The sequence below is a fragment of the Streptomyces novaecaesareae genome (genome assembly GCF_000716875.1).
Lineage (GTDB): Bacteria > Actinomycetota > Actinomycetes > Streptomycetales > Streptomycetaceae > Kitasatospora > Kitasatospora novaecaesareae.
Genome location: NZ_JNWQ01000196.1, coordinates 1 through 1,319, shown reverse-complemented (window position 1 = coordinate 1,319; position 1,319 = coordinate 1). Strand labels below are relative to the sequence as shown.

Here is a 1,319-nt window from a genome sequence, read left to right as displayed (position 1 = left end):
TGAAGTTCCCCCACTGAGCTGGACAGCCTGATACTGGGACGGATGGTCCCGGAGGAAGCAGTCCAGGTAGTGAGTGGCAAGAGCAACATGAGCAAGCGGTACACGGCGGAGTTCAAGCGGGACGCGATCGCTCTCGTCCGGTCCTCGCCGCATCGGAACGTCACCGAGATCGCCCGGGAACTGGGGGTCAGCCCCGAGGGGCTGCGGGGCTGGGTCAAACAGGCGAAGACCGACGATGGGGAGGGCCCGGCGGGCGCGCTCACGACGGCCGAGCGGGAGGAGCTGGCGCGCCTTCGCAAGAGGGACCGGGAACAGCAGCAGACCATCGAGATCTTGAAAAAAGGCCTCGCCTTCTTCGCGAAGGAGACGATGAAGTAGGCACCGTGTGCCGTTTCATCGATGCGGAGAAGGCCACCGAGGCGAACCCCGGCGGCTACGGCGTCGCTCTGATGTGCCGTGTCATGGGCATCAGCCGCTCCACCTACTATGCCTGGCTCGCGGGTCGGCCGGCGGCTGCCGTGCGTCAGCGAGGCGAGGACGAACTCGCCGAGGAGATACGGGAGATCCACGCCTCCTCGCGCGGGGCCTACGGCGTCCCGCGCGTGCACGCCGCGCTGCGGCGCAAGGGTTACGGGATCAACCGGAAGAAGGTCGAGCGGATCATGCGCGAGCGCGACATCCGAGGCGTGACCCGCCGCAGGCGCCGGCACCTGACGAAGCAGGACTCCAAGGCGGCGCCGGCTCCGGACCTGGTCGGCCGCGACTTCACCGCCACCCGGCCCGGCATGAAACTGGTCGGGGACATCACGTATCTGCCGACGGTCGAGGGCTGGTGGTACCTGGCGACGGTCATCGATCTGGCGACCCGCGAGGTCGTCGGTTATGCGATGGCCGACCACCACCGCGCCGAGCTGGTCACCGACGCCCTGAAGATGGCCGCCGGCCGCGGCGGCCTGCAGCCGGGCTGCATCATGCACACCGACCGCGGCAGCGAATACACCAGTGGTGAATTCCGCCGGGAGATAAAGGAGTTGAACCTGAGGCAGAGTATGGGACGAACCGGTATATGTTACGATAACGCCGCAGCCGAGAGCTTCTTCGGCCTGCTCAAAGCGGAGATCGGCACCACCGTCTGGGACAGCCGCGAAGCGGCCCGAGCCGACGTCTTCCGCTTCATCGAAGTCGAATACAACCGCACCAGGCTCCGCAAGCACCCCGAGTTCGGATACCTCACCCCACTCGAAACCCGGGCCAGGCTGCAGCGCGACTTCACCCCCGCAGCGTAAGCAACAGCTGTCCAAGGTCAGGGGGGAACTTCA

General features: G+C 66.5%; 2 protein-coding genes. Both read left to right on the top strand.

What is annotated here, in order from left to right; genetic code table 11:
• Positions 1–69 precede the first annotated feature (69 nt).
• Complete coding sequence (locus OP86_RS32445; protein ID WP_157849911.1) at positions 70–378, top strand: transposase; 309 nt, start codon at positions 70–72, stop codon at positions 376–378.
• A 5-nt stretch (positions 379–383) separates the two neighbouring features.
• Entirely contained in the window at positions 384–1,286 is a 903-nt protein-coding gene (locus tag OP86_RS32440) for an IS3 family transposase (RefSeq protein WP_030056115.1), read from the top strand.
• Positions 1,287–1,319: the final 33 nt, after the last annotated feature.